The sequence below is a fragment of the Gilliamella sp. B2772 genome, from assembly GCF_026536985.1.
In the GTDB taxonomy this organism is placed as follows: domain Bacteria; phylum Pseudomonadota; class Gammaproteobacteria; order Enterobacterales; family Orbaceae; genus Gilliamella; species Gilliamella apicola_E.
On sequence record NZ_JAFNNB010000003.1, the window covers coordinates 245728 to 254368 of the forward strand.

Sequence of the window (8641 nt, forward strand, 5' to 3'; positions counted from 1 at the left end):
TGTTATTATGAATTATCATCGTTATTATCCTGTTGATGTTGTTAATGGCGAAGGGACTCGTTGTACACTTTTTGTAGCAGGTTGTGTACATCAATGTCCTGGCTGCTATAACAAAAGCACATGGGGAATAAACTCTGGTAAGCCATTTACACAATCACTTGAAGATCAAATCATTAAAGATTTACAAGATACCGAAATAAAACGCCAAGGATTATCACTTTCTGGTGGTGATCCTTTACACCCTAAAAATGTGCCAACCATTTTGAAATTAGTTAAACGAGTAAAAGCCGAATGTGATAATAAAGATATTTGGTTATGGACAGGTTATAAACTTAATGAATTAACCGATGAACAGCAATCTGTAGTGCCTTATATTGATGTCTTGATTGATGGAAAATTTGTACAAGATCTCGCTGATCCTAAACTATTATGGCGAGGTAGCAGTAATCAAATTATCCATCGATTCAAATAAATTTATTGTAATTTATGCAGATTTAACAGATAAGAAATCGCTTCACGATAGTTGATTTCGAGATTTTCACTACTTGATGATGTAATATGCAAATCTGTAATTTTTCCATTATCGATCCCATAAACCCAACCATGTAAATTAACCTTTTGACCACGTTGCCATGCTGCTTGAATAATGGTCGAATGCCCTAAATTATAGATTTGTTCAATTACATTGAGTTCACATAAAATGTCCATTCTAATATCAGCAGGAAACTTACCAAGTAAAGAACTGTTGCGAAACCATAAATCACGGATATGAAGTAGCCAATTATTAACTAGGCCCAAATCGGGATTTTCAACTGCGGCACGGATACCACCACAATCTAAATGACCACAAACAATAATATCTTCGATTTTAAGTACATCAACTGCGTATTGGACAACTGAAAGGCAATTTAGATCCGTATGAATCACTTGGTTGCCAACGTTTCGATGAACAAACATTTCACCTGGTTTTAGTTTGATAAGCTTTTCTGCTGGAACGCGACTATCGGAACAACCGATCCACAAAAATTTAGGATTTTGCGCAACCGCGAGCTGTTTAAAGAATTCAGGATCTTCCTGTGCTATCTTTTCTGACCATTCATGATTAAAGCGAATTAGATCGTTGACATCAAACATAATGTCTTTTCCTTGTTATATTTCATTATTTCATTTTTTATAAATTAAATTGTTTTGATATGTTGAATTTTACTTTTCATAATTAATTTACGCCACAATGGTGTAGTCAGTATTTTAGCCTTGATAATTTTGCTATAAAGCTTTAAGCGTAATGGAATTGTTTTTTGATAATAACGCTTATTTGGTTTTGCTATACCACTATTTAATATCTTGCTTAAAATCTCTGCGCTATCAAGCGCATAACTAATACCTTCTAATGAGCTTGCGCTTATGAAACCTGCTGCTTCACCGATTAAAAAGATATTTTCATTGCCTGTATAAAAATCTTGGAAGCGATTTGGATAAACCACAAGACATTTTTCAGTTTTTAACGGTTCTCCAAAAATAAACCCTTGCTTTGTTAGCTTTTCTTTCAACGATTCAAAGTGTTGATTCGCTGTTTTTTTCGGGAAAGCACCACCAAAAATGAAATATCCATCTTTAGAAATACTCCACGCATAACAATTTGTTGATTGATTATCAAAAATACATGTATTAAAAGGACGTTGATGTTTTTCAGTAAACCATTGTTGAATAGCAACATATTGTCTGATGGAATGATGAGGATAACGCATTCGTCTAACAATCGAGTTAGCGCCATCTGCACCAACTACATATTTAGCCGTAATTTTGTGTTCGATTTTATTTTCATCGATGTAAGTAACTTGATATCCATCGATTACTCTTCTGATTTCTTTACATAGTGTGTTATGTAAAACATTGACAGTGTTGGGAATTAATGATTTTAACCATAGGTCAAATTTATGTCGGTCAAAACTAACATAACTACGTTGATAATTACGAATAAGTTTGGATTGAAGATCGATCGTTTTAACGCTAAAAATTTGTGGATCAGTCAATATATCAGTAGGTAAATTTAACTTTTGTCGCACAAATGCTTTTTGAGCGTCATCTGCTAATAATCCACCACAAGGTTTATGAAAACCCTCATTACCAGCTTGATGCTTTTTATCTAATGCAATAATTTTAAAAGATGGGTTAAGTAGACGTGCGAGGGTACTACCTGCAGGCCCAAGTCCAATGATAGCAATATCGTAATCCATATTATTGTATTGTTTGATTTATAAGATTGAATATCATCTATTTTATCATACTTCGATAAAATTGTAGTAAATAGGAAAATAAGGAAATTAGTCAATTTTCGTAAAAAAAGTTGAGGAGAGGGTTTTTGAAATCTAATTCTACTTCCTACTAATTGATTTAAAAATAAAATTAAGAATTTTTTATTTAATATTTATTTGATTTTGGATGGAATAATAAATTATTTATAGATAATAAATAATTGAAATTATTTTGTTATGGATTGGTGATGACAAATATAGTCACCATATTTTGATAAAATTCATTTATCTATTAGTGAATAACTTTTATAATAATCGCCATTTAAAATGAATAAGAGTTAACAATGGAAAAGTTTCACGTTACAGGCCCAACTTCTTTAAATGGAGAAGTTGTCATTTCTGGCGCTAAAAATGCGGCGCTACCTATTTTATTTGCTGCAATTTTGGCTGAAAAACCAGTTGAATTACAAAATGTTCCCAAGTTAAAAGATATTGATACTACACTGGAACTTCTTGAGCAATTAGGCGTGAAATATCAACGGAATGGTTCTATTCATCTTGATGCAGGTCAGATTGATAACTATTGTGCGCCTTATGAACTTGTAAAAACGATGCGAGCTTCAATTTGGGCTCTAGGTCCTCTTGTTGCTCGATTTGGTCAAGGGCAAGTTTCATTACCAGGTGGATGTGCAATAGGTGCAAGGCCAGTAGATCTACATATTACTGGACTACAACAATTAGGTGCGACAATTACTTTAGATGAGGGGTATGTTAAAGCTACAGTTGATGGTCGTTTAAAAGGTGCTCATATTGTAATGGATAAGGTTAGTGTTGGTGCGACAGTTACTATTATGTGTGCAGCAACTCTAGCTGAAGGTAAAACGATAATTGAAAATGCTGCGTGTGAGCCAGAAATAGTTGATACCGCAAAATTTTTAAATACGTTAGGCGCTAAAATCACTGGTGCCGGTACTATGCGCATTGAAATTGAAGGTGTTGCTAGTCTTGGTGGTGGTGTACACTCAGTCGTTTCTGATCGTATTGAAACTGGGACATTTTTAGTTGCTGCAGCTATTTCACGCGGCAAAATAACTTGTCGTAAAACTGATCCAAGCTTACTTGATGCTGTATTATCAAAATTGAAGGAAGCGGGAGCCAATATTGAAACTGGCGAAGATTGGATTTGTTTAGATATGCAAGGTAAACGAGCAAAAGCCGTTAATATTCATACTGCACCTCACCCAGGTTTTCCAACTGATATGCAAGCCCAATTTTCATTATTAAACATGGTGGCAGAAGGCACTGGAATTATCAAAGAAACAATTTTTGAAAATCGTTTTATGCATGTACCAGAACTTATTCGTATGGGAGCTCATGGCGAAATCGAAGGTAATACTCTGATTACTCATGGCGTTGAGAAACTTAGTGGAACTCAAGTAATGGCAACTGATTTACGTGCTTCTGCGAGTCTAGTTTTGGCTGGATGTATAGCTGAAGGTTCAACAATTGTTGATCGTATTTACCATATCGATCGTGGTTATGATAATATTGAAAATAAGCTAAGAAAATTAGGCGCTAACATTGAACGTGTTAAATAGTTCTATTTTTAACATTTTGTAAAGACAGTTAGTTGATAGGAAGGGGTGTAATATGACAAAGCAAGCATTAGTTTTTTTATCAAATGGCTGTGAGGAAACTGAAGCCGTGACAACAATTGATCTGTTGACACGTGCTGGAATTAAAGTTACCTATGCAAGTATTACTGAAGATAAAATAGTTCAATGTTCTCGCGGTGTCACTATCCTAACTCAAAAAACGTTTTCTGAAGTTAGCGATATTCATTTTGATGCGATTATTTTACCTGGTGGATTAGTTGGAGCTGAAAACTTTCGAGACTCTCAACAATTAATTGAAAAATTAAAGCAAGCTCATCAAGCCGGGGTTGTTATTGCAGCTATTTGTGCAACCCCAGCGATGGTTTTTCAACATCATAATTTATTCCCGAATGCATATATGACGGGTTATCCATCAACCAAAGATGCTATTAAAAACTGGAAATCGGATCGAGTTTATTTTGATGTTCAAAATAGAGTTATTACTAGTCAAGGCCCTGCAACTTCAATTGATTTTGCTTTAAAAATTATTGAAGTTTTATTAGACAAAAAGATTGCAGCCGAAGTAGCTGCGCAATTGGTGCTTCCACAAGGGATAGAATCCTACCAATAAATAGGTAACAAATGTCAAAATCACATTTGTATGAAAAATTAATTAAAAAGGCGACATTGAGTGCAGTTTTAATTTCTATTTTCCTTATCATTATTAAATTAATTACGTGCTGGTTCACTGGCTCAATGAGTTTATTTGCATCACTGTTGGATTCAAGTATTGATTTGCTTGCATCTGGGCTTAACTTTTTCTTAGTCCGTTATGCATTAAAACCTGCTGATGATGATCATACTTTCGGTCATGGAAAAGCTGAATCATTAGCCGCATTAGCACAAAGTGCTTTTATTATTGGTTCGGCGACCATTTTATTATTATCAAGTATTAAATCTATTATTCATCCAACTGCAATAGAGTTCCCTTTGTTCGGTATTATCGTATCTATGATTTCGGTTGTTGTGACTGCCACATTAGTTTTATATCAAAAGCATGTGATAAAACAGACAAATAGTAAAGCGATTCAAGCAGATATGTTACATTACTCATCAGATTTGTTTATGAATATTGCAGTTATTATTGCACTATTTTTAAGCTGGTATGGTATTACGTATGCTGATGCCTGTTTTGCATTCTTTATTGCGTTATATATTTTTTATAATGCTTGTAAAATAGCCTATAGTGCAATTCAAGACTTATTAGATAAGGCTTTACCTGAAAGTGATAACCAAAGAATTAGTGAAATTGTCGCTTTTTATTCAAATGTGCGTGGTTTTCATGATTTGAAAACTAGGCAAGCAGGCCCGGTGAAGTTTATACAACTACATCTTGAATTAGATGATGATATGCCATTAATAAAAGCTCATGCAATTGCTGATGCAATCGAAAAACATATCTCTAGAGAATTTGCTCCAGCAACAGTGATTATCCATCAAGATCCGATTTCTGTTGTTCCTCTTGAAACAAATCAGCTGAAAAACTATTCAAAATAGCTTCTAAACTTTATATTGTTAGTTAATTATTATGACTTTATAATAGCCAAAGGTTTATAAATTGGAGTTATTTTTTATGATAAAAAAAATAGGTATTTTAACCAGTGGTGGTGATGCACCAGGGATGAATGCAGCTATTCGTGGAGTTGTGAGAACTGCGTTAACTGAAGGCTTAGAGGTTTTCGGTATCTATGATGGTTACTTGGGGCTTTGTGAAGATCGCATTGTCAAGTTAGATCGTTCTAGTGTTTCAGATATTATTACCCGAGGTGGAACATTTTTAGGATCAGCTCGATTTCCTGAATTTAAAGATCAAGAAATTAGAAAAAAAGGGATTGCTAATTTAAAGAAACATCAAATTGATGCTTTAGTGGTTATCGGTGGTGATGGTTCATATATGGGTGCGATGCGATTAACTGAAGAAGGTTTTCCATGTATTGGTTTACCTGGCACCATTGATAATGATATCCGAGGAACTGATTACACGATTGGTTATTTTACTGCATTAAGTACAGTTGTTGAATCTATAGATAGATTGAGAGACACTTGTTCTTCACATCACCGAATTTCTGTAATTGAGGTTATGGGGCGAGATTGTGGTGATTTGACATTAAGTGCATCAGTAGCTGGTGGTTGTGAATTTATGATCATTCCTGAAGTTTCTTATACTAAAGAAGACTTAATTGAAGAGATAAAATTAGGTTTTGCTAAAGGTAAAAAACATGCAATAGTCACTGTTACTGAACATATGTGTGATGTAAACCAATTAGCAAAAGATATTGAAGCAGCAGTACATCATGAAACGCGAGCAACTATCCTAGGCCATGTACAACGCGGTGGTTCACCTGTACCTTATGATCGAATTTTAGGTTCACGTATGGGGGCTTATGCGGTTGAATTACTCATTGATGGTCATGCTGGACGTTGTGTCGGAATTCAAAATGGTAAATTGGTTCATCATGATATCATTGATGCTATCAATAATATGAAAAGACCATTTGATATGGATCTTTATAATACAGCGAAACGTTTATTCTAAATATTGCTCCATTGATAATCTAATAAGATGTGGATAATTGATATACTATAGTTTGATTTAGGTTTATCAATTATTCACTTTATAAGTTTAAAACTATTTTTTTAATAAATTCCAACAAATTTTTCTTTTCTTATTTAATTAATTTCGATGAAAATCATACTAATTGAGGAATTTTATGACATTACAATATAAGCAAGATAACGATCGTTTCTATGTATGTAATGACAATAATCAAGAAATAGCAGAAATGACGTTTACTCGAATTGGGCAAGATAAAGCAACCATCAATCATACCTATACAGATCCTAATTATCGTGGACAAGGAATAGCAGATAAGTTACTTGAGCTTGTGATAAAAACATTAAAGCAAGAAAAACGTGAAATCATACCTTTATGTTCTTTTGCTGCGAGTAAGCTAGACAACTAATTGTGTTTATATTTGATAAATATTTGTAATTTTTTCAGAAATTTGTCAAGAAATATTTTGTGCATTTTCTAAAATAATACTAGTTTTTATCTTGAAATTTTGTGCTAATGTATAGCAAATTTTCTTTGTTATGTTTTGATAACTGAAATGACAATAGTCAAACCCCAAAAAATTCATTCTATTCATGTATTGCGTGGCGTAGCCATCATTATGATTGTTTTTAGCCATTGTTTAGGTGTATTTAAAAATAGCCATTTAATTGCTAATAGTTATTTATTTTCTTTTTTAAATTTATTTGCTTTTAATTTCACAACATTTTTTGTATTAATTGCGGGGTTTTTATTTCAGCATTTAACTTATAAATATAATGTAAAAGCGTATTATTTATCTAAGTTTAAAACAGTCGTTTGCCCATATATTTCTGTATCGATATTTTGTTTCCTATATTTTCATTACCAATATTTATCCAGTTTACCTATTTTTTCGCTAACGGAACCAAGTTCGAGTACTTCAATCATTAAAATGATGTTGACCGGAACCCAGCTTTTGCCATTATGGTTTATGCCGATGATTATTATTATTTTCGCAATTAGCCCTTTATTATATAAATGGTCAAAAAAAAGTTTGATTATCGTAGGGCTAGTTTCGATGTTCTGGGTAGTTATGTTCACCAAGCCTGATTATACCCAGCCATTGCTAAATTTATTGCATTATGGACCTGTTTATTTGACAGGAATGATGATAAAGCAAAATTATGAAAAAATTATGAAACTAGTTAAAGATAATTTATTTTTGGTGATTTTCTTTTTTTGTTTATGCTTTTTTATTCCATTTGCTTATCGCTATGTTGATCATCTTTGTGTTGAAAAACTTTATTATGATACATTACAAAAGATTATTTTATTTATTTTAGCACTTTATTTTTTGGATAGCTTGAACCATAAAAATAATGAAAGTAAAACATTTAAGTTTTTTTCTTTTATGGCAAATGTTAGTTTTCCCATCTATTTTGTTCATGAAATTATCGTAATCCTTTTAGAAGCACAGTTACTGAACTCACCTTTTGGATACATTATCAAAACAGATAATGGTGAATTAGCATCACTTGGTGCTATTAGCTTTTTAATATGTACATTAACTTTAAGTGTTCTTGTTGCGTATACCATTAAATTAGTATTCAAAGATAAAGCAAAATATTTAATTGGTGGTAATCGTTAATATTTACGATAGTTAAACGAATACTTGATAGAAATTATGTGTTTTTATGGTTCAAAACATATAACAATATGTATCTTGAAGCAACATTTTGATTTTTCGAATTTTTATAGTAACAATTTTTGCTTTATCTAGAGTATATCAATATTGCTGCTGAACAAATAAAAAACAAACGGAATTCTAAATGTGATTTTTCACTTGCCAAAAAAAAAGAAGTGCCTATAATGCGCATCCACTGACACGGCGTCAGCGAAAGCAGGCGATAATGAAGTTGGTGAACAAGATCAAATTTTTTAAAAAAAGATCTTGACGAATAAAAAGGTGTAGCGTAGTATACGCAGCCCTTGAGACAGCAAACTGAAGCAAGGAATTGAGAAGTTAACTTAAAGCTGTCAGCTCTTTAAAAAGAAGAAACAGACAATCTGTGTGGGCACTTGCGAGACAAAAAATTAAAAGTCTACGGACTCAAAAAATTAAGTCTTGATAAGTGACACTGAAGATTCATTTGAATTATGTCAGAGACAGTTATTGAGCATCAAACTTTAAATTGAAG

9 protein-coding genes are annotated in these 8641 nt (G+C 32.8%); 7 read left to right on the plus strand and 2 right to left on the minus strand.

Annotation, left to right across the window (positions count from 1 at the left end):
* Window positions 1-7: 7 nt before the first annotated feature.
* On the plus strand, window positions 8-472 hold the full coding sequence (nrdG, locus tag J3T98_RS08915; protein ID WP_065562863.1) for an anaerobic ribonucleoside-triphosphate reductase-activating protein: 465 nt from the start codon (window positions 8-10) through the stop codon (window positions 470-472).
* A 2-nt stretch (window positions 473-474) separates the two neighbouring features.
* Here the strand turns inward: nrdG and can are convergent, their stop codons facing one another.
* A complete protein-coding gene (can, locus tag J3T98_RS08920) occupies window positions 475-1134 on the minus strand; it encodes a carbonate dehydratase (RefSeq protein ID WP_065562862.1) in 660 nt (219 codons plus the stop codon).
* Window positions 1135-1178: 44 nt separating this feature from the next.
* A complete protein-coding gene (locus tag J3T98_RS08925) occupies window positions 1179-2237 on the minus strand; it encodes an FAD-binding protein (protein ID WP_267339080.1) in 1059 nt (352 codons plus the stop codon).
* Window positions 2238-2599: 362 nt separating this feature from the next.
* On the opposite strand from J3T98_RS08925, the gene murA reads away from it, so the two are divergent.
* From murA to J3T98_RS08955, 6 genes are all read left to right on the plus strand, one after another.
* On the plus strand, window positions 2600-3853 hold the full coding sequence (gene murA, locus J3T98_RS08930) for a UDP-N-acetylglucosamine 1-carboxyvinyltransferase (RefSeq protein ID WP_065562785.1): 1254 nt from the start codon (window positions 2600-2602) through the stop codon (window positions 3851-3853).
* A gap of 52 nt (window positions 3854-3905) precedes the next feature.
* Complete coding sequence (locus J3T98_RS08935; protein WP_220225245.1) at window positions 3906-4481, plus strand: DJ-1 family glyoxalase III; 576 nt, start codon at window positions 3906-3908, stop codon at window positions 4479-4481.
* An 11-nt stretch (window positions 4482-4492) separates the two neighbouring features.
* Window positions 4493-5407, plus strand: coding sequence for a cation diffusion facilitator family transporter (locus J3T98_RS08940; protein ID WP_267362665.1), 915 nt, complete (start codon window positions 4493-4495; stop codon window positions 5405-5407).
* Between the two features lie 76 nt (window positions 5408-5483).
* Window positions 5484-6446 (plus strand): 6-phosphofructokinase, encoded by a 963-nt coding sequence (gene pfkA, locus J3T98_RS08945; RefSeq protein WP_065562788.1) that lies wholly within the window; start codon window positions 5484-5486, stop codon window positions 6444-6446.
* A gap of 175 nt (window positions 6447-6621) precedes the next feature.
* A complete protein-coding gene (locus J3T98_RS08950) occupies window positions 6622-6873 on the plus strand; it encodes a GNAT family N-acetyltransferase (RefSeq protein WP_065734913.1) in 252 nt (83 codons plus the stop codon).
* Between the two features lie 147 nt (window positions 6874-7020).
* Window positions 7021-8091, plus strand: coding sequence for an acyltransferase family protein (locus J3T98_RS08955; protein ID WP_267362666.1), 1071 nt, complete (start codon window positions 7021-7023; stop codon window positions 8089-8091).
* Window positions 8092-8641 lie beyond the last annotated feature (550 nt).

Bases quoted from the DNA above. Each gene is read 5' to 3' on its own strand.
- J3T98_RS08955 (WP_267362666.1), top strand. From the start codon at position 7,021: ATGACAATAGTCAAACCCCAAAAAATTCATTCTATTCATGTATTGCGT.
- murA (WP_065562785.1), top strand. From the start codon at position 2,600: ATGGAAAAGTTTCACGTTACAGGCCCAACTTCTTTAAATGGAGAAGTT.
- nrdG (WP_065562863.1), top strand. From the start codon at position 8: ATGAATTATCATCGTTATTATCCTGTTGATGTTGTTAATGGCGAAGGG.
- J3T98_RS08935 (WP_220225245.1), top strand. From the start codon at position 3,906: ATGACAAAGCAAGCATTAGTTTTTTTATCAAATGGCTGTGAGGAAACT.
- J3T98_RS08925 (WP_267339080.1), bottom strand. From the start codon at position 2,237: ATGGATTACGATATTGCTATCATTGGACTTGGGCCTGCAGGTAGTACC.
- J3T98_RS08950 (WP_065734913.1), top strand. From the start codon at position 6,622: ATGACATTACAATATAAGCAAGATAACGATCGTTTCTATGTATGTAAT.
- pfkA (WP_065562788.1), top strand. From the start codon at position 5,484: ATGATAAAAAAAATAGGTATTTTAACCAGTGGTGGTGATGCACCAGGG.
- J3T98_RS08940 (WP_267362665.1), top strand. From the start codon at position 4,493: ATGTCAAAATCACATTTGTATGAAAAATTAATTAAAAAGGCGACATTG.
- can (WP_065562862.1), bottom strand. From the start codon at position 1,134: ATGTTTGATGTCAACGATCTAATTCGCTTTAATCATGAATGGTCAGAA.